The 19732-nt window shown below is 67.4% G+C and carries 20 protein-coding genes and 1 pseudogene; 7 read left to right on the top strand and 14 right to left on the bottom strand.

From position 1 onward, the window contains the following. Positions 1-42: 42 nt before the first annotated feature. From leuA to AX692_RS10690, 3 genes are all read right to left on the bottom strand, one after another. The gene (leuA, locus tag AX692_RS10700; RefSeq protein ID WP_073975501.1) at positions 43-1728 is read right to left on the bottom strand and encodes a 2-isopropylmalate synthase; all 1686 of its coding nucleotides are present in this window, start codon (positions 1726-1728) and stop codon (positions 43-45) included. Positions 1729-1935: 207 nt separating this feature from the next. Further along, positions 1936-2400 (bottom strand): hypothetical protein, encoded by a 465-nt coding sequence (locus tag AX692_RS10695; protein ID WP_073975500.1) that lies wholly within the window; start codon positions 2398-2400, stop codon positions 1936-1938. Between the two features lie 110 nt (positions 2401-2510). Further along, positions 2511-3662 (bottom strand): alpha-hydroxy acid oxidase, encoded by a 1152-nt coding sequence (locus AX692_RS10690; protein ID WP_073975499.1) that lies wholly within the window; start codon positions 3660-3662, stop codon positions 2511-2513. Positions 3663-3824: 162 nt separating this feature from the next. On the opposite strand from AX692_RS10690, the gene AX692_RS10685 reads away from it, so the two are divergent. Further along, a complete protein-coding gene (locus tag AX692_RS10685; protein ID WP_073975498.1) occupies positions 3825-4322 on the top strand; it encodes a YHS domain-containing (seleno)protein in 498 nt (165 codons plus the stop codon). Between the two features lie 73 nt (positions 4323-4395). Here the strand turns inward: AX692_RS10685 and AX692_RS10680 are convergent, their stop codons facing one another. The 5 genes from AX692_RS10680 to miaA form a co-directional block, all read right to left on the bottom strand. Continuing rightward, positions 4396-5049 (bottom strand): YceI family protein, encoded by a 654-nt coding sequence (locus AX692_RS10680; protein WP_073975497.1) that lies wholly within the window; start codon positions 5047-5049, stop codon positions 4396-4398. Positions 5050-5147: 98 nt separating this feature from the next. Further along, the gene (ilvC, locus tag AX692_RS10675; protein ID WP_073975496.1) at positions 5148-6167 is read right to left on the bottom strand and encodes a ketol-acid reductoisomerase; all 1020 of its coding nucleotides are present in this window, start codon (positions 6165-6167) and stop codon (positions 5148-5150) included. A gap of 97 nt (positions 6168-6264) precedes the next feature. Continuing rightward, complete coding sequence (gene ilvN / locus AX692_RS10670) at positions 6265-6780, bottom strand: acetolactate synthase small subunit (protein WP_073975495.1); 516 nt, start codon at positions 6778-6780, stop codon at positions 6265-6267. A 16-nt stretch (positions 6781-6796) separates the two neighbouring features. Continuing rightward, complete coding sequence (gene ilvB / locus AX692_RS10665) at positions 6797-8599, bottom strand: biosynthetic-type acetolactate synthase large subunit (RefSeq protein ID WP_419470489.1); 1803 nt, start codon at positions 8597-8599, stop codon at positions 6797-6799. A gap of 97 nt (positions 8600-8696) precedes the next feature. Then, positions 8697-9653, bottom strand: coding sequence for a tRNA (adenosine(37)-N6)-dimethylallyltransferase MiaA (gene miaA, locus AX692_RS10660; RefSeq protein WP_073975494.1), 957 nt, complete (start codon positions 9651-9653; stop codon positions 8697-8699). On the opposite strand from miaA, the gene serB reads away from it, so the two are divergent. Next, on the top strand, positions 9646-10548 hold the full coding sequence (gene serB, locus AX692_RS10655; protein WP_073975493.1) for a phosphoserine phosphatase SerB: 903 nt from the start codon (positions 9646-9648) through the stop codon (positions 10546-10548). The two genes, miaA and serB, sit on opposite strands and share 8 nt — an antisense overlap. A 110-nt stretch (positions 10549-10658) precedes the next feature. Then, entirely contained in the window at positions 10659-11510 is an 852-nt protein-coding gene (locus AX692_RS10650; protein WP_081095252.1) for a Coq4 family protein, read from the top strand. 6 nt (positions 11511-11516) lie between these two features. Here the strand turns inward: AX692_RS10650 and AX692_RS10645 are convergent, their stop codons facing one another. After that, complete coding sequence (locus AX692_RS10645; protein ID WP_073975492.1) at positions 11517-12203, bottom strand: nitroreductase family protein; 687 nt, start codon at positions 12201-12203, stop codon at positions 11517-11519. A gap of 104 nt (positions 12204-12307) precedes the next feature. Between AX692_RS10645 and AX692_RS10640 the strand changes: the two genes are divergently transcribed. Next, entirely contained in the window at positions 12308-13102 is a 795-nt protein-coding gene (locus AX692_RS10640; RefSeq protein WP_230959562.1) for a ubiquinone biosynthesis protein COQ4, read from the top strand. A 4-nt stretch (positions 13103-13106) separates the two neighbouring features. On the opposite strand, the gene AX692_RS10635 is transcribed toward AX692_RS10640, so the two are convergent. Both AX692_RS10635 and AX692_RS10630 read right to left on the bottom strand, forming a co-directional pair. Next, positions 13107-13517 carry a DUF3052 family protein gene (locus AX692_RS10635; protein WP_073975491.1) on the bottom strand — a complete coding sequence of 137 codons (411 nt, stop codon included), beginning with the start codon at positions 13515-13517 and terminating at the stop codon, positions 13107-13109. After that, entirely contained in the window at positions 13517-15790 is a 2274-nt protein-coding gene (locus AX692_RS10630) for a toll/interleukin-1 receptor domain-containing protein (protein WP_073977667.1), read from the bottom strand. Before AX692_RS10630 ends, AX692_RS10635 begins: the two co-directional genes overlap by 1 nt. Positions 15791-16236: 446 nt before the next feature. On the opposite strand from AX692_RS10630, the gene AX692_RS10625 reads away from it, so the two are divergent. The 3 genes from AX692_RS10625 to AX692_RS19660 are packed head-to-tail and all read left to right on the top strand — an operon-like array spanning position 16237 to position 17621. Then, positions 16237-16575, top strand: coding sequence for a hypothetical protein (locus tag AX692_RS10625; RefSeq protein WP_073975672.1), 339 nt, complete (start codon positions 16237-16239; stop codon positions 16573-16575). After that, positions 16554-17435, top strand: coding sequence for a hypothetical protein (locus AX692_RS10620; protein WP_155644980.1), 882 nt, complete (start codon positions 16554-16556; stop codon positions 17433-17435). The genes AX692_RS10625 and AX692_RS10620 overlap by 22 nt, the downstream gene beginning before the upstream one ends. Positions 17436-17456: 21 nt before the next feature. Beyond that, positions 17457-17621, top strand: a complete 165-nt coding sequence (locus AX692_RS19660; RefSeq protein ID WP_155644981.1) for a hypothetical protein — start codon at positions 17457-17459, stop codon at positions 17619-17621. Here the strand turns inward: AX692_RS19660 and AX692_RS10615 are convergent. From AX692_RS10615 to AX692_RS20115, 3 genes and pseudogenes are all read right to left on the bottom strand, one after another. Then, positions 17618-18364 (bottom strand): ABC transporter ATP-binding protein, encoded by a 747-nt coding sequence (locus tag AX692_RS10615; protein WP_081095251.1) that lies wholly within the window; start codon positions 18362-18364, stop codon positions 17618-17620. The two genes, AX692_RS19660 and AX692_RS10615, sit on opposite strands and share 4 nt — an antisense overlap. Then, positions 18364-19362, bottom strand: a complete 999-nt coding sequence (locus AX692_RS10610) for a FecCD family ABC transporter permease (RefSeq protein ID WP_073975675.1) — start codon at positions 19360-19362, stop codon at positions 18364-18366. The genes AX692_RS10615 and AX692_RS10610 overlap by 1 nt, the downstream gene beginning before the upstream one ends. Then, a pseudogene (locus AX692_RS20115) lies at positions 19359-19732 on the bottom strand (iron ABC transporter substrate-binding protein); the annotation flags it as partial. The gene AX692_RS10610 and the pseudogene AX692_RS20115, both read right to left, overlap by 4 nt.

The following is a 19732-nucleotide window of genomic DNA, read 5'->3' as shown; positions in this document are numbered from 1 at the left end:
CCACGGCGCGCCAGTTCCAGCCGGAAATGCAGCGATGAAGCCTCAGGTGGCGCGCGCCACAGCCGAATTCGCCGCGCTGAGCACAGCGCGCACGCTCGCCGTGGCGATGTCCTCGTCGATCCCGCAGCCCCAGATGGTGCGGCCATCGGGCGCGCGGCATTCGAGATAGGCGGCTGCACGCGCATCGGTGCCGGCGCCGAGCGCGTGCTCGGTGTAGTCGATCACCTCGAGCTCGACCCCGAAGGCCTGACGGAGCGTGCCCATCACGCTCGAGATCAGCCCGTTGCCGCGGCCCGAGACCGATTGTTCGGTGCCGTCCACCGCGATGGTGCCCGCGAAGATCCGCGTGCCGTCAGCCGCGCGGCTCTCCTCGTAGCGGACGAGCTGGAAGTGCTTGGGGTGGATCTTGACGTGATAGGCGCGGCGGAACGCGTCCCAGATGTCGGCGGCATTGAGCTCGCGGCCCAGCGCGTCGGCCATGGCCTGCACGTGCTTCGAGAAATCCGCCTGCATACGCTTGGGGAGCTTCAGCCCCTGGTCCTTCTCCAGCACCCAGGCAAAGCCGCCCTTGCCGGACTGCGAATTGACCCGGATCACCGCCTCGTAGCTGCGCCCGAGATCGGCCGGGTCGATGGGGAGGTATGGCACGCGCCAGAACTCGTCGTTCTGCGTCTCGCGCGCCTCGAAGCCCTTCTTGATCGCGTCCTGGTGGCTGCCGGAAAAGGCGGTGTAGACCAGTTCCCCGCCATAGGGGTGGCGCTGGTGGACGGGGAGGTCATTGCAATAGGTAACGGTCTCGATCACCCGGTCGATATCCGAGAAGTCGAGCCCCGGGTCGACACCCTGTGTGTAGAGGTTCAGCGCCATAGTCACGAGGCAGCAATTGCCGGTGCGCTCGCCATTGCCGAACAGGCAGCCCTCGACGCGGTCGGCGCCCGCCATCAGGCCGAGTTCCGCCGCCGCGACCCCGGTGCCGCGGTCGTTGTGGGTGTGAAGCGAGATCACCGCAGCTTCACGGTTTGGCAGGTGACGGGTGAAATATTCGATCTGGTCGGCGTAGATGTTGGGGGTCGCCGCCTCGACCGTGGCGGGCAGGTTGAGGATGATCGGGTGGTCGGGAGTGGGGCGGAGCACCTCCATCACCGCCGCGCAGACCTCTATGCTGAAGTCCAGCTCGGCCGTGGAGAAGGTCTCGGGCGAATACTGGAAGTGCCAGTCGGTGCCGGGATAGCGCGCGGCTTCATCCCGCATCACCTTGGCGCCCGCGACGGCGATCGCCTTCACTTCCTCGCGGCTCATGCGGAACACGATGTCGCGCCACGCCGGCGAAACGGCGTTGTAGAGGTGGACGATAGCCGCCCGCGCGCCCTCAAGGCTGGCAAAGCTGGTGCGGATCAGGTCTTCGCGGGCTTGCGTCAGCACCTGGACGATCACGTCCTCGGGGATCGCATCCGACTTCACGAGGCCGGAAATGAAATCGAACTCAGTCGCGCCCGCGCTGGGAAAACCGATCTCGATTTCCTTGAGGCCGACCTCGACCAGCAGATCGAAGAAGCGGCGCTTCTTCACCGCGTCCATCGGATCGATGATCGACTGGTTGCCGTCGCGCAGGTCGGTTGAAAGCCAGCGCGGCGCTTGGGCGATCACGCGGCCCGGCCACTGGCGGTCGGGCAGGTCGATCTGGCCGAAGGGACGATATTTGGCGGAAGGATGCTTGAGCATGGGCATGGGAGACGGCTCGTCGCGAGAAGATCGGGGAGGCTGCGGCAGGTTACCCTTGGGAGCGGCGCCGCGCCGTCCGGGACGCGCGGCCTGCTACGCCCAAGGGCGCATAAGTCGAAGCAGCAGCGCAAGACCGTTCCGCGTCATGGGCCGCGTCATTGCCGATTATTGCGCGCTGCGCAAGCCGGGAATGGCCCGGATTGCCCGTTAGCCCTAGCCGCAGCGCGCGTCGCGGATGATGTTCTGCGCATCGAGCATGATCGAGAGGCGCGGATTGGTCGGATCGGGATTGACGTTGCCGATGCTGCCGTAGGTGACGAAGCGCAGGTTGTCGGTGCGGCCGAGCACCTTGGCGATCTCCGCGCGGGTGGCCTGATCGGCGAGCTTGCCGATGAAGGGGCCCATCAGCGGCGCGCCGCAGGTCTTTGCGGCCGGGTCGGTCAGCGTGCCGGGCGCGAAGGGGCCGGGCGCGGCACCGGGCATGGGCTGGGCGACGGTCGGCGCGACGGTGCCCTGCGCCACCGGCACGCCGCCCGCTCCCGGCGTAGCCTCGCCCTTGCCGATGCGCGCGGCGAAACTGTCGGCATCGTTGCCGCTCGGCTCGGGCTCGCTCCCGCAAGCGGAGAGCAGGAGCGCAAGAGCGGGAAGAGCAAAGGCGAAGGCGCGCGCGGTGGTCATTTTGTCAGATCCCCTGAATTCGAGCGTGCCAGCCCAAACGCCCGCTGCGTTACCGGTTTATGACATTTCTGTATTCCCCACCACTTTGTTGCATGCGGGCGGGCCACAATTCAGTGTCGCTGCCGGATGCGCTCGCCCGTCAGCTGGTCGATGCGCGTCACCCCCATCAGCCGCATTCCGCGCTCGATCTCGTCCTTGAGGATGCCGAGCGCGCGTTCGACTCCGGGCTGGCCCGCAGCGGCAAGGGCGTAGAGGTAGAGCCGTCCGCCCGAGGCCGCGCTCGCGCCGCTGCACAGGGCCTTCAGCACATGGGTGCCGCGCCGCACGCCGCCGTCGCAGATGATCTCGATCCGGCCGCCGACCGCATCGACGATCTCGGGCAGCTGATCAAAGGGGGCGCGGGAACCGTCCAATTGCCGCCCACCGTGGTTCGAGATCATGATCGCATCGGCGCCGATCTCCACCGCCCGGCGCGCATCGCCCGCGCTCATGATGCCCTTGAGCACGAAAGTCCCGCCCCAGTCCTGCCGGATCCGCGCGGCGGTGTCCCAGTCCATCGCGGTGTCGAGCATGGTGTTGAAGTATTCCGCGATGCTCACCGCCTTGCCCGATCCTTCGGTCACGTGGGTGTCGAGGTTGGGGAGGCGGAATTTTTCCCGGAAAACATAGTCGAGCGTCCACTTCGGACGGGTGGCATAGCTGATGACGCTCGCCGGGGTGAAGCGCGGCGGGGTGGTGAAGCCGCTGCGCAGGCACCGCTCGCGCTTGCCCGAGACGATAGTATCGACTGTCAGCGCCAGCGCATCGAACTTCGCGGCCTGGCAGCGCGCGATCATGTGTGCGTTCAGGCCCTTGTCCTTGTGGACATAGAGCTGGAACAGCTTGGGCCCGCTGGTGAGCGCGGCGATTTCCTCGATCGAGCGCGTGGCGAGGCTCGAGATGCCGAACCACAGCCCGTATTTCTCGGCTGCACGCGCAACCGCCCGCTCGCCCTCCCAGTGGAAGGCGCGCTGCACCGCGGTGGGCGAGAGCACCAGGGGCAGGGCGGACCGCCGCCCTAGGATGGTGCAGGAAGGGTCGATCTCGGCCACGCCCGCGAGCACGTCGGGCACCAGATCGACGTCGGCGAAGGCGGCGGTGTTCCTCGCCCTCGTCAGCTCGTCATCGGCCGCGCCGTCGATATAGTCGAACACCGGGAAGGGCAGCCGCGCCTTCGCCAGCTTGCGGAAATCGTCGATGTTGTGACAATCGGAAAGGCGCATGACGGGGGGAAGCCTTGAAGCAACCGCTTCGCCAAGTCGACGGTTTTTGTGCCGGGCCCGACACCTTTTGCCGGTGTAACCTTTCGAGGTGAGCGCGCGAAAGACGGGCAATCCGGTCGTGCGGCATGCCTGCCGACGGCCCCAGGCACAAGGATCGAACCGATGAAGACTGCCCGCCTGCTTCTCGCCCTCGCGGCGCTCGCCGCCCCGCTCGGCCTTGCCGTGCCTGCCCCCGCGCTCGCCGATGGCGGGATCTACGCCAGCGCGGGCAAGATCGCGGTCGGCGGCTATGACACGGTCAGCTATTTCCGCGGGCAGGGCAAGCCGGTCAAGGGCAATGCCCAGTTCAAGGTGAGCTGGAAGGGTGCCGAATGGCGCTTCGCGAGCGCCGCGAACGCCGCCGCCTTCAAGGCCAACCCCGCCGCCTACGCCCCGCAATATGGCGGGCATTGTTCCTGGGCGATCGCGCAGGGCTATCTCGCGCCGGGCGATCCGACCGCTTACGACATCGTCGGCGGCAAGCTCTACCTGAACTACGACCAGGGCATTCGTGCCAAGTGGCGCAAGGACATCTCCGGCTTCATCGCCAAGGGTGGCCCCAACTGGGCGAAGATCCCGGCAGGCAAGGTTTACGGCGGATCGTCCTGGTTCGGACTCTGATCCGCCGAACTGAGGGTGACTGGCGGGCTCCCCCCCCTTTGCGGCCTGCCAGTCACTCTTTTTTCATCGAGGACTACTGCTTTTCGAAGGCGACGCTGATGTCGAGTTCGACCTCGTCGCCGACGAAGGGGATATAGGCATCGACCCCGAAGTCCGAACGCTTGATGCTGGTCTCGGCCTCGAAGCCGATCGTCGCCTTCTTGTTGAACGGATTGTTGCCCGCGCCGGTGAACTCGGCTGCAAAGGTGACGGGCCGGGTGATGCCGTTAAGCGTCAGGTTGCCGGTGATCATCGCGGTCATCCCCTCGGCCTTGACCGAGGTGGAGACGAAGCGGGCGGGCGCAGGAGCAGGGCCGAAGAAATCGGGCTTGCCGCCATCCTTGCCGGGGCGCAGCAGGTGATCGGTGAGCGCCTTGCTGGCGGTGGTGACATTGGCGACGGGGATCGTCACGTCGACCTTGGCGGCGTCGGGATTGGCCGGATCGATCGTGAGCGTGCCGGCCACGTCGCCGAAGATGCCGTAATAGTCGTTGAAGCCGAAGTGGTTCACCTCCCACCCGATCAGCGAGTGGGCAGGGTCGGCGGCATAGGTTCCAGCGGTGACGCGTGCGGGGTCTTTGGCGCCGGGGACCTGGGCTGCGCCCTGCGCGGTGAGCGCCGGGGCGAAGGCGGCGGCGCCCGCCGCGAAGGCAAGGGCGGTGACGGCAGCGAGGGTGGTGCGGTTCATCGGCAGGGGTCTCCTCATGGTGTGGCAGACCAATACCCGACGCCCCGCGATGGTTCCACCGCCCGCCGCAAGAGGCGGGCGGTGAAAATCTTTCAGGCCTAGTTCTTCGCCTTGTCGACCAGCTTGTTGGCGGCGATCCACGGCATCATCGCGCGCAGCTTCTCGCCGGTCTGCTCGATCGGGTGCGCGGCGGCCTGCTTGCGCGCGGCCTTCAGCTCGGGCTGGCCCGCGCGGTTGTCGAGCACGAAGTTCTTCACGAAGCGGCCCGACTGGATGTCGGCGAGCACGCGCTTCATCTCGGCCTTGGTCTCGGCGGTGATGATGCGGGGCCCGGTGGTGATGTCGCCATATTCGGCCGTGTTGCTGATCGAATAGCGCATGTTGGCGATGCCGCCTTCATAGAGCAGGTCAACGATCAGCTTGGTTTCGTGGAGGCACTCGAAATAGGCCATTTCGGGGGCGTAGCCGGCCTCGACCAGCGTCTCGAAGCCCGCCTGGATCAGGTGGGTGATCCCGCCGCACAGCACGGCCTGCTCGCCGAACAGATCGGTTTCGCATTCCTCGCGGAAGTTGGTCTCGATGATCCCCGAGCGCCCGCCGCCGACGGCCGAGGCATAGGCGAGGGCGACGTCATGCGCCGCGCCGCTCGCGTCCTGATGCACCGCGATGAGGCAAGGCACGCCGCCGCCCTTCACGTATTCGGAGCGGACGGTGTGGCCCGGACCCTTGGGCGCGATCATGATCACGTCGATATCGGCAGGCGGCTCGATCAGGCCGAAATGGATGTTGAGGCCATGGGCGAAGGCAAGCGCGCTGCCGGGCTTCATGTGGCCCTTGAGGTCGTTCTCCCAGATCGCGGCCTGATGCTCGTCGGGCGCGAGGATCATGATGATGTCGGCCCACTGCGCCGCTGCGGTGTTGGAGAGCACCTTGAAGCCCGCGCCTTCCGCCTTCTTCGCGGTCGCCGACCCTTCGCGCAGCGCGATGGCGACTTCGGCGACGCCAGAGTCGCGCAGGTTCTGGGCATGGGCGTGGCCCTGCGAGCCGTAGCCGACAATCGCGACCTTCTTGGGCTTGATCAGGTTCAGATCGGCGTCGGCGTCGTAATAGACTTTCATTTTATCTTCCTCGTCATTCCGGCGAAGGCCGGAACCCAGTTCCGGCGGTAGTGAAAATGGATCCCGGCCTGCGCCGAGAAGACGGGTAAATGTATATCTAGGCCCCCTGCGCCCCGCGCATCATGCCCACGATCCCGGTGCGGCCGACCTCGACCAGCCCCAGTTCGCGCATCAGGGCGATGAAGCTGTCGACCTTGTCGGGCGGGCCGGTGATTTCGAAGATGAAGCTTTCGGTGGTGGTGTCCACGGGGCGCGCGCGGAAAATGTCGGCGAGGCGCAGCGCCTCGACGCGCTTTTCGCCGGTGCCGGTGACCTTGATGAGCGCCAGTTCACGCTCCACGTGGGGCCCTGCGGTGGTGAGATCGGTGACCTTGTGCACCGGCACCAACCGCTCCAATTGCGCCTCGATCTGGTCGATCACCGAGGGCGGCCCGTTGGTGACGATGGTGATGCGGCTGACCGCATGGTCTTCGGTGATGTCGGCCACGGTGAGGCTGTCGATGTTATAGCCGCGCGCGGTGAACAGGCCGGTGATCTTGGCGAGGATCCCGGGTTCGTTGTCGACGGTGACGGCGAGCACGTGGCGCTCGGAGGCCGCTTCGGCAATCTTCATGGGCATGGGAGTGTCCTTAGACCAGCGCCTTGGCTTCGTCGTCCATCGTGCCGTCGACCTTGTCGCCGTAGAGCAGCATCTCGGTGTGCGCTGCGCCCGACGGGATCATCGGCAGGCAGTTGGCATCCTGCGCGACAAGGCAATCGACGATCACCGGGCCGGGATGGTCGAGCATCCGCATGATGCCATCGTCCAGATCGCGCTCCGCGGTGATGCGGATGCCCTTCCAGCCATAGGCCTCGGCGAGCTTCACGAAATCGGGGAGGCTGTCGGAGTAGCTGTTCGAATAGCGGCTCTCATAGGTCAGTTCCTGCCACTGGCGGACCATGCCCATGTATTCGTTGTTCAAGATGAAGATCTTGACCGGCAGGCGATACTGGCTCGCAGTGCCGAGTTCCTGAATGTTCATCTGGATCGAAGCTTCGCCCGCAATGTCGATCACCAGCGCGTCGGGGTGGCCGAGCTGCGCACCGATGGCGGCGGGAAGGCCATAGCCCATCGTGCCGAGGCCCCCGCTGGTGAGCCACTTGTTGGGGTCCTCGAAGCCGAAATACTGCGCCGCCCACATCTGGTGCTGACCGACCTCGGTGGTGATGATCGGCTTGCGCTTGTGGGTCAGGGCATGGAGCCGCTCGACCGCCTTTTGCGGCATGATCATGCCGGGGTTCTTGGCCGAGCGTTCAGGGTAAGCGAGGCATTCGCGCGCGCGCCAGCCGGCGATGCGGGCCTTCCACTCGCCGAGGTCCTGCGCCTTGCGGGCACCCCATGCCTCGATCATCTGGCCGAGCACCGTCCCGCAATCGCCGAGGATCCCGAGATCGACCGGCACCACCTTGTTGATCGAGGAGCGGTCGATATCGATGTGGATCTTCTTGGAATTCGGCGAGAAGGCATCGAGCCGTCCCGTGACGCGATCGTCGAAGCGTGCGCCGATGCACACCATCACGTCACAGGTGTTCATCGCCATGTTGGCTTCGTAGGTGCCGTGCATCCCGAGCATCCCCAACCAGTCGGGGTGCGTGCTCGGGAAGGCGCCGAGGCCCATCAGGGTCGAGGTGACCGGCGCGCCGGTGATGTCCTGAAAGCGGCGCAGCAGCGCGCTCGCCTCCGGCCCCGAATTGATCACGCCGCCGCCGGTGTAGAGGATCGGGCGGTGGGCGGCGGCGATCAGCTCCACCGCCTCGATGATCTGCTCGGGCGGCGCGACGGTCTGGGGCGCGTAGCGGTGCGATCCGGCCCGAATGAGCGCGCGACGTTCCGAGGGGATCGCGATCTGGACGTTCTTGGGGATGTCGATCACCACCGGGCCGGGGCGTCCGGTGGTTGCGATCTGGAAGGCCTCCTTGATCGTCGCGGCAAGATCGGCCGGGTCCTTCACGAGGTAATTGTGCTTGGTGCAGTGGCGCGTGATGCCGATCGTGTCGGCTTCCTGAAAGGCGTCGGTCCCGATCAGCGCGGTCGGCACCTGACCGGTGATCACCACCATCGGGATCGAATCCATCCACGCATCGGCAATGCCGGTGATCGCGTTGGTCGCGCCGGGGCCGGAGGTGACCAGCACGACGCCGGGCTTGCCGGTCGCACGGGCATAGCCTTCCGCGGCGTGGGCCGCGCCGGCTTCGTGGCGGACGAGGATGTGGCGGATGCGTTCATCGCCGAACAGCTCGTCATAGATCGGGAGCACCGCGCCGCCCGGGTAACCGAACACGAACTCGACGCCCTGTTCGATCAAGCCCTCGACGAGGATCGCCGCGCCGCTCATCGCGGTGGTGTTGGCGGAAGGGGCAGGGGCCGGATCACCGGGCACGGGGAACTCCATCGGTAGGCGCTTCCATAAGCAAACCGGCCCGACGCAGCGGGTGCGCATCGGGCCGAGTGACATCGCCGCTAGTGGTCATAATCTGCCAAGTCAAGCTCTATTCGCGCAACAATGATGCGAAAGCTGCGCCAATGTCGATATTTTCCGACTCCCAATCGGGGTGTACCCGGGGCCACTCGGGCGGGGGCTGGCGCCGGAACCAGGTGAACTGGCGCTTGGCGTAGTTGCGGGTCGCCTGGCTCCCGGCCGCGACGACTTCATCCGCCTCGATCTCGCCCGCCAGCCACGCGGCGATCTCCGGCACGCCGATCGCGCGCATCACCGGCAGCTCGGGATCGAGCCCGCGGGCGAGCAGCGCTTCGACCTCGGCGATCGCCCCATTGTCGAGCATCGCCTCGAATCGCAGGTCGCAGCGGTCATAGACCCACTGGCGCTCGGGCTCGACGATCAGCGGGTGGAGCGTCACCTCCTCGGCGATCCCGCCCGCCTTGGCGCGCTGCCAGTCGCCGAGCGTCACCCCGGTGGCGCGCTTGACCTCTAGCGCGCGGGCGATGCGCTGGCTGTCACCGGGGTCGAGCATCAGGGCGCGCTCGGGGTCCTCGATCTGGAGCAGCTTGTAGGCGTCGGCCGGTTCCATCGCCCGCACCGCGGCGCGCACCGCGGGGTCGATCTCGGGTATGGGGGCAATGCCTTCGAGCAGCACCTTGAGGTAGAGCCCGGTGCCGCCGACCAGGATCGGCACTGCATCGCTCGCGTGGCATTCGGCGATCTCGGCCTTCGCGCGCGCGGCCCACTGGGCGGCCGAGCAGGCCTCTGCGCCGTCCCACGCGCCGAACAGCCGGTGCTCGATCCCCTCCATCTCCTCCTCGGAAGGCCGCGCGGAGAGCACCTGCAGGTCGGCATAGACCTGCGCGGAATCGGCGTTGACGATGACTGCGGGTCGCCCCTCGGCCTCGAGGCGATGGGCGAGCGCGAGCGCAACCGCGCTCTTGCCGCTGGCGGTCGGCCCTGCGATGAGCGCGAGCGGATTTTCGGGAGTGACAGGAATGCTCATTGCGCGGCTGATAGCAGAGACTGAGACATGTGAAACGCGTCTCGATGCGCTGGTCGCCGCGCTCGCTGAGGCGGGGGTGCAGGTGACGGCGGCAGCGTTGCCTGAAGGAAGTGCTGGGCCCGAGGGCGATGCGGGCGTGCTCGAGCTCCAGATGGACGGATACGACGCGGCGGCGGTGCTGGCGGCGATCGACCACACCTTCGCGCCGCCTGCGATGCTGGTCGCGCAGGGAGGCATTGCCGTGCCACGCCTGTTCGTCTCGGACATGGATTCGACCATGATCGGGCAGGAATGCATCGACGAGCTCGCCGATTACGCCGGGATCAAGTCGCAGATCGCCGCAATCACCGAGCGGGCGATGCAGGGCGAGCTCGATTTCGAGGCCGCCCTGCGCGAACGTGTCGCGCTGCTGGCTGGGCTGGAGGAGGGCGCGATCCACGCCTGCCTCGCCGAGCGCATCACCGCCTCGCCGGGCGCGAAGACGCTGGTGGCGACGCTCGCCGCGCTCGGCGCCCGCACGGTGCTGGTGACAGGCGGCTTCCACCACTTCGCCGATCCCGTGGCCGAGATGCTCGGCTTCCACCGCGTGGTCGGCAACCGCCTCGCGGTCGAGGGCGGCAAGCTCACCGGCGGTCTGGTTGGGCCGATCACCGATTCCGCGGTCAAGGCCGCAGTGCTGCGCGAGGAGCTGGCGGGGCTGGGCGAGGAGGCGCTCTCGCTCGCCACGGGGGACGGGGCGAACGACATTCCGATGATCGAGGCTGCGACCTACGGCTTTGCCTATCGCGCCAAGCCCAAGGCGCGCGCGGCGGCGAACGGCCGGGTGGATGCAGCAGACCTGACTGCTGTCCTCACCCTGCTCGGCGTGCCGCAGGCGGATTGGCGCGTTAATTGATCGTGCGAAGGGCACGGCTCGTCGCAAACAAGGTTTCAAACCGCGAACCGAATCAGTTATTAACATTCATGTAAGCAAGCTGCGGCTACACCCCCGGCTTCAGCACAGGAATGGCCCGCATGACCCAGACCGCTCGCGACCAGTACACCCGCATGTTCGCCGCCGACGGCACGGTGCTGCTGCACCCCGACCGACCGCAGGCGAAGTACCGCCCGATGCGCGCAGTGCAGAACTTCCGGATGCTGATGAAGGACAAGGAGGACACCGCGGCGGTGTTCCGGATCTTCGAATCGCTGCCGTCCAAGGATTTCCTGCCGCGCATCGCCCGCCTCGCGCTTTCCGAAACGGGCGCCGAACTGCGCCGGACCGAGCCGCGCCTGCCCGAGATCCTCGATGATCACGCGATGCTGCGCCGCACACCCAAGGGCAGCCTCGCCCATGCCTATTGCGACTTCATGGAAGCCGAGGGACTGACCGCCGCGGGCCTCGTCGCCGAGGCCGAACGCAGCGGACGCCCGCGCTTTCCCGACCTGGTCGAATGGTATCTCAACCGTTCACGCGACACGCATGACCTGTTCCACGTGCTCACCGGCTATGGCCGCGATGCATTGGGCGAGGCGTCGGTGCTGCTGTTCACCCATGGCCAGAACCCGAGCCAGGGGCACCTCCTGATCGGCTATGCCGGTGCGGCCAACATCAAGAAGATGGCGAAGGGCTCCAAGGCGCCGGTGTTCGGCGCCGTGCGCGAGGCGCATCGCATCGGCAAGGGCGCGCCGCCGCTGATCGCGCAGCCGGTCCGCCAGCTGCTCGAACGGCCGCTCGAGGACGTGCGCTCGGCCTTGCGCATCCCGCAGCCGGTCAAGTATCGCGAGTGCCACCGCGTCTGGCGGGCCGAGGGTATCGATCCCTACAACCTCCTCGCCAGCCGCGAGCCGGCCGAGCAGGAGCTTCTGGCGGCCTAAGGAGCGTTACAGCCAGCTGGCGATCTGTGTCAGCGGCTTCTTGCGCAGGGCATGGGCCGGGACGGTCGCGTCCGGCGCAGGTCGTCCGGCGACCACGATCATCACCGGCTTTTCCCACTCGGGCCGCCCGCAAACCCGGCGCAGGAACCCCATCGGCGAGGGCGTGTGGGTGAGCGTTGCCACGCCTGCCTCGTGCAGCGCCGCGATCAGCATCCCGCAAGCGATCCCGACGCTTTCGTTGACGTAGTAGTTCTGCGTCGCCCCGTCCTCGTCGATCCCGCCCTTCCTCTGGGCGAAGACCACGATCAGCCACGGCGCGATTTCGAGGAAGGGCTTGTCGGCATCGGTCCCGAGCGGCCCGAGCGCGGCGAGCCACTCCTCGCCCGCCTTGGCAATTTCCCCGTCCGCGCCGTAGAAGCGCCGCTCCTCGGCCTCGGCAGCCTCGCGGATGGCACGCTTGGTTTCGGGCGAGGACACCACGGCGAAGTGCCAGGGCTGGTGGTTCGCCCCCGATGGTGCGCTGCCCGCCGCATCGATCGCCGCCTCGATCACCTCGCGCGGCACCGGCTCGTCGGTAAACCAGCGGCAGGTGCGCCGCGCGCGCAGCTTTGCCGCGAGCGCGCGGGCGCGGTCGATCGCCTCGGCATCGGCAAGCGGCTCGAGCGCGTAGGGCAGAGCGTCGTGATCATTCATCGGGGCGTGTTGAACCTCGGTCGGGAGGGGCATGGACTATTAACTGACACTCATGTAAGTAGCGTCTCAGGAACCCAATTCGCGAATCGCGCCAAGGACACTACATGATGGCTGTCACCGATCTTCCCCTGATTGCCCCCGATCGCAAGACCTCGGGGTTCCGGCCACTGAAGGTGCTTCACCATTTCGGCAAGCTGGTCGAGGACAAGGAGGACACCGAGCAGGTGTTCCACATCATCGAGGCGACCAAGGGCAGGAAGAGCCACGCGCAGGCGCGCGCCTTCGTCACCTCGCCTGAAGGCCGGCGGATGATGGCCGAAGGCGTCGACCTGCCCAACATGCTCGACGATCACGCGCGCTGGGCCGATTGCGGGCCCGAGACGGTGGCGGCGCATTACATCGCCTTCATGAAACGCGAGGGGCTCTCGGCCGCGGGGCTGGTGGCGGAGAGCCACAAGTGGGCACCGCCCGAAAACCTGCCGCAGGACCAGACCCAGTGGTATTTCGACCGGCTGCGCGACACGCATGACCTGTTCCACGTCCTCACCGGCTATGGCCGTGACGCGCTGGGCGAGGCGAGCCTGCTCGGCTTTTCTTACGAGCAGAACCACAACAAGGGCATCCTGTTCATCGCCTATGCCGGCGCGCGGCAGATCAAGAAGGTGAGCGGCACCAAGGCGCCGCTGTTCGCCGCGATCAAGGAAGGCCGTGCGCTGGGCCGCGCCGCTGCCAAGATCGCGCACCAGGACATCGCCGCGCTGATGCGCGAGGATATCTCGGCGGCGCGGGCGCGGCTGAACATCGGCAAGCCCGAGATCTACCGCCAGTGCCTCGCAATCCTCCAGAGCGAAGGCATCGCGCGAGAACAGCTGACGCTCGGCGGGGCGCAGGCGGCGTAACGCCTCAGCGCAGTTCCTTGCGGATCACCAGCTTGAGGCCCGACCAGGTCTCGTCGATGGCGCAGACCTTGGTGTCGACGAGGCCCAGCGGCAGGCACAGCTCGCGGATCGTGTCCTCGGTGATGTCGGTCGGGACCTTGGAGGCCTTCTTGGGCCAGCTGACCCAGATCTGACCATCGGGCGCGATCTGGTGGCGCAAGGTCGTGAGGTGCTCCGCCAGCGCCGCCTTCTCGGTGACGAAGACATGCGCGGCGTCGATCCCCTCGGCGGGGTCGGCAACGAAGCTCAGTTCGAGCGCGTATTCGTCGATCTCGTCGATCACGTGCTCGGGCATGGCGTCGAACCACACCCGCATGCCGTCCCGCAAGGTGAGCTTCTTGGCGAGCGGCGTGCCGGAATAGCCGGACGACGCCATCAGCCCTCCATCCACTCCGCGAAGAAGCGCTGGTTGGCCGTGCGCAACTCCGCAAGGGGCACGCCCAGCACCGAATCGCCGCCGACCGTGCCGATGCGCTGGAAGCCGATCTGCGCGGTCTCGTCGTTGCGCGTGCCCTTGGAGAGCGCCTCGTTCAATGCGGCGACATCGGGGACGGTGACGAGGTAGCGGCCCTGATCCTCGCCGAACCACCACTGTGCGGGGGTATAGGCGGGGTGACGATAGCCCCGCCTGTCCAACTCTGCGGCTACCTTGCGGGCCTCTGCCTCGCGGCCCAGCCGCTTGAGCAGAACGAACCGCTCGTCATCGGCACCGGGCAGGGCGGGCAGGCTTTCGAGGCCTTTGGTCCAGTAGGCGCGCGCAGCCTCGATCTCTCCGAGCCGGGCCTCGATTTCGCCAGCGATGATCAGAGCGCTGGTGCGGTTGGCACGATCGGCCTCGCGTGTGGCCTGGGCGATCACCTGCCTCACCGGCCCGCGCGCCTCCGCCGCCTTTCCGCTCGCCAGGGCCAGACGTGCGCGGCCGATGAGCACCTCTTGGCGCAGGACGGTCGACCATTCGGCGTTCGAAGGGTCCTTTGCGACCATCCGGTCGAGCAGCGCCTCGGCCGCGTCCATCAACGCAAGGCTCTCAGCGAGCCGTCCCGCATAGATCAGGGCTTTGGCCTTCTGGATCCTGCCGCCCGCGTCCGACTGCTGCCATTCGGTGTTGTCCGGCTCTATCCGCAGCAATTCCGCGTGAACCGCAATCCCCCTGTCGAAGGATTTCAGCGCAGCCTCAGGTTCGCCCAACTCGAGCTGTACCCCGGCGAGGAATTGCAGCGCCACGCCGAGCCGGTTCTTCGCCACGGCATTGGCCGGGTCGCGCCGCAACACTTGTTCATAGATCGCGATCTCGCGCCTGTGCAGCGCGAGGGCCTCGGAGAGCTTGCCGAGCTTGTCCTTCGATTTCCCCAACCAGTTGGCGGCGATCCCGATCTCGATCTGCTGCGCGGTATCGCTTGGATTGCTGCGGGCGCTCGCCTCGGCCATTTTCAGCGAAGCGGCAAACGCCGGTTCGGCCTCGGCGATGCGGCCCTGGGCATCGAACATCACCCCGAGATTGCTCTCGGCGTAGCTGCTCTCCATCTGCCATTCGGGGTTCTTGGGATCGATCGCCAGCAGCGCGTCGGCGAGGCGCTTGTATTCGCGATACTGCGCCTCGGCGTTCTTCAGCTCGCCGCGGTTATAGGCGATGTACCCGACCCAGAACACGCTCTGGGCGTGGTCGAAGATGCGCTGCGGGTTGTCCGGATCGCGCGCGAGCTGCTCGGCGGTCGAGGCGGCGGCCTCGGTGAAGGCGGCGAGCGCCTCTTCGCTGTCACCGCGCAGGTTGGAGAGCTCGCCCACCAAGAGCAGCGCCCGCGCCCGGCGCCCGAGCGCATCGGCATCGAGGTCGGCGAGCTTCTGCTTGGCGTAGTAATCGAGCGCACGCGTGCCGACCACGTCGAGCGCGTCGAGCCGGCCGACCGGCTCCAGCTTGGCGCGCAGGTCGGTGAGCATGAACTCCACGAGCCCATCGGCCTCGTTGCGCTGGAACTCGGCCTCCTTGCGCGCCTCGACCGCGAACCAGGTCAGCGTGCTCATCACCGCCGCCAGGCTCAGCGAGGCGGCGACCACCGCGCGGGTGCGCAAGGTGCGGCGGCGCTCGTCGCGGCGGACCAGCTCGTCGAGCCCGGTGCCGAGCATCGCCGCGGCGAGCTTCAATCGCGCCATGCGCTTGCCGTCGCCGGTCTCGCGCGCATCGGCGGCGAGCGGTGTGTCGACGGGCGTGTCGGTGACCGCGCCGTCCGCATCCACCAGATGGGTGAGCGCCTTGGGGAAGCACTCGTGGTCGGGATCGCCCGGCTCGCCGCCGACGATCAGCGCCAGCACCTTCGCGGGATCGCGGTGCGTCTTGAACCAGGCGATCTCGCGGTTGACCCATTTCGACCTGGCCGATGTGGCCGAGCAGACCACGATCAGGAATTCGCTCGATGCCAGCGCCGCTTCGACGGCCGCGCCGATGCTGGCCCCGGCGGCCTCCTCCTCGCGGTCCTTGAACAGCGGGTGGAGCCGGGCGGGCACGGGGCCATGGGCGCGTTCCTGGCCGACAAGTGCGCGCGGGGTGCGGTAGGTCTCGAGCCCGTGCTGCAGCCACTTGCCCCACTTTGCATCGGCCCAGCTGTAGCTGATGAACGCCTTGTAGCGGAACGCACCCCCCGGATCGCCCATAGGAACCCCCTGGCTCGCAACCTTGCGGGGCGTGTCGCTCCTCCCCCCGCGGTGCGGCCAGCGCCGAGGCTAGGGCGATTTGGCCGAATAGGCAAACCGATGTGGCAGCTTGCAGCACGCCGCGCGCGACCGCACAGCCATCAGAAGCGCCGCCGATCCGCCAAGCAAGGATAGATCTTCGCATCTTCTCAGCAGCTTGAGGCGAAAAAAGACCCCCCTACAGAAAATCTGAAGTCGCCAATCCCTGCCCCCTGCGCCACAGGGAAGTCCGCTTTGCGGTTCTCCGGCCGGGTCCCTCGAGGGTCGCAACCTGGCTGGAGGTTCGCAAGGATTGCCATCCGCGCGCGGTGCCCTCCGGCTCATTCAATCGCTTGGCAAAGCGGGCTTTTTGTGATCTTGTGCGCAGCGGGCCATCGGGGGGATCGACCATATTCAGGAGGGCTGCTTTGAGCGGGCTGTCGGCAGCGCTCTGCCAGGGCTGCACCGTCGCCCTGCCGGCCGAGGGGCCGACGCGCGAGATCGTCTCGGTCGGCATCACCCGCATCGTCGTTCCCGAACGCAAGGGCAACCTCGTCGCCTTCCGTCGCAGCAGCTTGGGGTTGGGCTTCGGCGATGCGACCGCCTCTGCGGCCTGGCTCGGGTTCGATCGCAGCGAATGGGTGATCGCCGACCCGGCCAAATGCCAGCTGCTGGTGGTTATCCGCGACGACGTGGAGGCCGAGAATGCGGCACGAATTCTGGAATCGTTGAAGGGGGAGGACATATGCTGGGCCAGAGATATGTAGGGCTGCTCGCGTGTGCGGCGCTGCCGCTGTTGGGGGGGTGCGCTTTCCACAGGGACAAGAACCCGCACAATGACGTGCTGGTGTTCGCCACACAGACCAAGTTCGGGGTCGATATTTCCGCGCCAGCCACCAGCGCGACGCTTCCTGCGTTCACGGTTGGCTATAACCGGTCGGAAGCCGTGTGGATGCCGTTGAGGCCCAACGGGACGAATGAGTATCCGGCAATCGGCAAGCTTGAAGGCGATGTGGTCAACGCGCTCAACGCCTGCATGACAAGCCTTGCCTCGATCGTGCCCGACACCGACAAGCGCAAGGCGGCCTGCCTTTCGGCGGTGCTGCCAGCCGGGAAGTATGTCTCGATGGCCACCGGCATAAACAGCGACGTCGGCGGGAACGGACTGGAAATCGACACCTATTCGGTCTTCGCCAGCTTCGGCGCGCGCGGCGGCATTTCCGGCTCGCAAGCCAATGGCGGCCTCGCACAGGTATTCGCGACCGGGATCGCTGCGCAACGGCTGGCGTCGAACCCTCAGGTGGGGAATGCACTAAATACGGCTGCGCCGAACGCTGTGGCGGAAGTAGCCAAAGCAGAGTCGGCAGCAAAGCAGGTCGAGATTAAGTATAGCGCAGGAGAGAATCAAAACCGATTGGAGACGTACGCCACAGGTGGCGCGGACGATACCGAACGCAAACGTCGGCTCAGAAATCTGAATCAGGCAATGCAAAATGCTGGGCTAGGCACCACGCCCGACGAGCTTTTGACATTGATTGCGGGAGGTACCGAAGCCAACCGGGCACGGCTCATCGAAGAAGTCAAAAAGATCGAGAATAATTCAGATGCTCTCAAAGATCTGATCTAAATCGCTTCAAGGAGGTCAGAAATGGCAAGCCAAAAGATCGTTATGACTGATGTGCCCATCGAAAAACTTCAGATTTACAAAAAGATGGCAGAAAACTTGGGCGGAAAGTTCGTCTCGGTTCAACAGGAACCTGACGGCGAATTCACTGTCGTGATCCTGCTTCCAGACAGCATGCCAGGGTCCTAAAGCATATCAAAGGACACCAGCCCCCGCCGCCCCGGCTCGCCGAGCCATCGCGCGCTCACCCCCCAGACGCACGCGATGACCTCTGCGGCGAGCGCCTCGGTGGGGGCCCCTTCGGCCACCAGGCGGCCCTCGCGCAGCACCAGCACGTGATCGGCGTGGTTCATCGCCAGCGCCAGATCGTGGAGCACCACCACCACCCCCTGCCCGGCACCCGCGCAAGCCTTGAGGTGGGCGATCAGGCCGAGTTGATGCGCCAGATCGAGCGCAGCGAGCGGCTCGTCGGCGAGGATCCAGCGCGGCTCTCCCGCCAGCACTCGCGCCAAGAGCACCCGCGCGCGCTCGCCGCCCGAGAGGCGGCTGACAGGGCGGTGGCGCAGCGCCTCGAGATCGAGCGCGGCGAGCGCCGCCTCCACCGCCGCTGTCCCCCGGTCGCGCCACGGCAGGCGGCCGAGTGCGACGAGGCTCTCCACGCTTACGTCCCAGGCGATGTCGGGGCTTTGCGGCAGGTAGCCGATCGCCTGGGCCCGTGCCCGCGGGGCCAGCGCGGACAGCGGGTTGCCATCGAGCGTCACCGCCCCGCCTGACGGCTCGAGCAGCCCGGCGAGCGCGAGCAGGAGCGAAGACTTGCCCGCGCCGTTGGGGCCAACAATCGCAGTGATCCGCCCCGGCGCGAGCGCGGCCGTGAGGCCCGCAACCACGGTCCGTCCGCCGCGCGTCAGGGTGAGGTTCTCCGCCGCCAGCATCACAGCCTCCCCTTGCGCATCCGCACCAGCAGCCAGCCGAAGAACGGCGCGCCGATCAGCGAGAGCGCGATGCCGAGGCGCAGCTCGGTCACCAGCGGCAGCACCCGCACGATGCTGTCGGCGGCGAGCACGAGGCAGGCCCCCGCAAGCGCGCTCGGCAGGATCAGGCTCGAGGGCAGCCGATCGGTCAGCGGGCGCACCAGATGGGGCACGACGAGGCCGACGAAGCCGATGATGCCGGCGACCGCCACGCCCGCGCCGACCGTCAGGCCGATGCCGATGACGAGCAGCCCCAGCAGCCGCTTCGGCTCCACCCCGAGCGAGCGCGCCGCCGCCTCGCCCAGCGTCAGCGCGTCGAGGCTTCGCGCCGCCAGCGCCAGCACGCCGATCCCCGCACACGTCAGCGGCGCGGCGATCACGACCTCGCGCCACGAGCGGTCGGTGAGCGCGCCGTTGAGCCACAGCACGATCTCGGAGAGCGCAAAGGGACTGGGCGCAAGCGTGATGGCCAGCGCGGTGAGCGCGCCGGCGAGGCTCGCGAGCATTAGCCCGGCGAGAGTGAAGAGCGCGATGCCGCCCCCGGCACCCTCCGCCCCGTCCGCGGCGGTGCGCCCGGCGATCAGCGCGAGCGCCGCCATGCCGAGCGCCGCCCCGCCGAGCGCCATCGCCGGCAGGCTCCACGCCGCGATTGCAGGCGGCAGCAGCGGCGCGCACCAAAAACTCGCCACCGCGCCCAGCGCTGCCAGCGGAGCGATGCCGAACAGGCCTGGATCGGCGAGCGGGTTCCTGAGATAGCCCTGCATCGCCGCGCCCCCGGCCCCGAGGCCTGCGCCGATCACCACCGCGAGCACCGCCCGCGGCAGGCGCAGTTCGGCGAGGATCAGCGCAGCGTTGGCGGGCGTGTCGCCGAAGGGCGCGATCCAGACGCGACCCGCCAGCAGCGAGAGCGGCACCAGCATCGCCAGCAGCGCGGCGAAGACGAGACTGGCGCGGTTCACGGCTGCACCTGTGCCTGTGTGCGGATCTCCGCGAGCCGCGCGCGAGCGCGCGGGATCGTCGGCCCGCCGCAATAGATCAGCGAGGGGTCGAAGGCGGCGATGCGGGTCGCCTTCAGCTGCCCCGCCAGCACCGGATGGCGCTGCCCTGCCGCATCGCCCGCCACCAGCAGCACCTGCGGCGGATCGGCGAGCACGCTCTCGAGGCTCACCCGGTCGGCCTGCGCGAGGCCCCGGCGCGCGGCGTCGCTGGCAAAGCCGGCCTCGCGCAGCAGTTCGGCCACGAGGGTCTGCTCGCCCGCAACGATCTCGCCCGGCTGCCACAACAGCGCGTCGATGGGTGGGCCCGGCGGAGGGAGCGGCGGGGCCGCAA

This window comes from Erythrobacter donghaensis (assembly GCF_001557325.1).
Classification (GTDB): Bacteria; Pseudomonadota; Alphaproteobacteria; order Sphingomonadales; family Sphingomonadaceae; genus Erythrobacter; species Erythrobacter donghaensis_B.
Note: the sequence above shows the minus strand (reverse complement) of the source record. Positions and strands in the feature narration are given on the sequence as shown.

Coding starts and splice junctions, on each gene's coding strand:
- leuA (WP_073975501.1), bottom strand. CDS start 1,728: ATGCCCATGCTCAAGCATCCTTCCGCCAAATATCGTCCCTTCGGCCAG.
- AX692_RS10695 (WP_073975500.1), bottom strand. CDS start 2,400: ATGACCACCGCGCGCGCCTTCGCCTTTGCTCTTCCCGCTCTTGCGCTC.
- AX692_RS10690 (WP_073975499.1), bottom strand. CDS start 3,662: ATGCGCCTTTCCGATTGTCACAACATCGACGATTTCCGCAAGCTGGCG.
- AX692_RS10685 (WP_073975498.1), top strand. CDS start 3,825: ATGAAGACTGCCCGCCTGCTTCTCGCCCTCGCGGCGCTCGCCGCCCCG.
- AX692_RS10680 (WP_073975497.1), bottom strand. CDS start 5,049: ATGAACCGCACCACCCTCGCTGCCGTCACCGCCCTTGCCTTCGCGGCG.
- ilvC (WP_073975496.1), bottom strand. CDS start 6,167: ATGAAAGTCTATTACGACGCCGACGCCGATCTGAACCTGATCAAGCCC.
- ilvN (WP_073975495.1), bottom strand. CDS start 6,780: ATGAAGATTGCCGAAGCGGCCTCCGAGCGCCACGTGCTCGCCGTCACC.
- ilvB (WP_419470489.1), bottom strand. CDS start 8,599: ATGGAGTTCCCCGTGCCCGGTGATCCGGCCCCTGCCCCTTCCGCCAAC.
- serB (WP_073975493.1), top strand. CDS start 9,646: ATGCTCATTGCGCGGCTGATAGCAGAGACTGAGACATGTGAAACGCGT.
- miaA (WP_073975494.1), bottom strand. CDS start 9,653: ATGAGCATTCCTGTCACTCCCGAAAATCCGCTCGCGCTCATCGCAGGG.
- AX692_RS10650 (WP_081095252.1), top strand. CDS start 10,659: ATGGCCCGCATGACCCAGACCGCTCGCGACCAGTACACCCGCATGTTC.
- AX692_RS10645 (WP_073975492.1), bottom strand. CDS start 12,203: ATGAATGATCACGACGCTCTGCCCTACGCGCTCGAGCCGCTTGCCGAT.
- AX692_RS10640 (WP_230959562.1), top strand. CDS start 12,308: ATGATGGCTGTCACCGATCTTCCCCTGATTGCCCCCGATCGCAAGACC.
- AX692_RS10635 (WP_073975491.1), bottom strand. CDS start 13,517: ATGGCGTCGTCCGGCTATTCCGGCACGCCGCTCGCCAAGAAGCTCACC.
- AX692_RS10630 (WP_073977667.1), bottom strand. CDS start 15,790: ATGGGCGATCCGGGGGGTGCGTTCCGCTACAAGGCGTTCATCAGCTAC.
- AX692_RS10620 (WP_155644980.1), top strand. CDS start 16,554: ATGCTGGGCCAGAGATATGTAGGGCTGCTCGCGTGTGCGGCGCTGCCG.
- AX692_RS19660 (WP_155644981.1), top strand. CDS start 17,457: ATGGCAAGCCAAAAGATCGTTATGACTGATGTGCCCATCGAAAAACTT.
- AX692_RS10615 (WP_081095251.1), bottom strand. CDS start 18,364: ATGCTGGCGGCGGAGAACCTCACCCTGACGCGCGGCGGACGGACCGTG.